Raw genomic sequence first — 250 nt, forward strand, 5'->3', positions numbered from 1 at the left:
GGACAAGGAAAACTTCGACGAGTATTTCAAGCCGGGCGGCGTCCGGATCTATGAGCAGAACCAGCTCGCCGACCTCAATTACCTCTACCTCGGCACCGTCGAGGGTGAGTCCTGCCAGGCCGATGCCAATCAGGCGGTGCCCAATGCCGGCGAAGCCAGCACCCTGGCCCGCCGCCGCGTGGCCGACATGGGCGGCAACGGCGTCAGCTTCGACAAGTGCGCCGAGTTCAGCGATGTGCCGGGCTGCCTG

General features: G+C 65.2%; 1 protein-coding gene. It reads left to right on the top strand.

What is annotated here, in order from left to right; translation table 11 throughout:
* A partial coding sequence (rcsF, locus tag B4920_RS27270) for an Rcs stress response system protein RcsF (RefSeq protein WP_079437605.1) occupies positions 1 to 250 on the top strand: 250 nt, incomplete at both ends.

The organism is Zoogloea sp. LCSB751 (assembly GCF_002028455.1).
Classification (GTDB): domain Bacteria; phylum Pseudomonadota; class Gammaproteobacteria; order Burkholderiales; family Rhodocyclaceae; genus Zoogloea.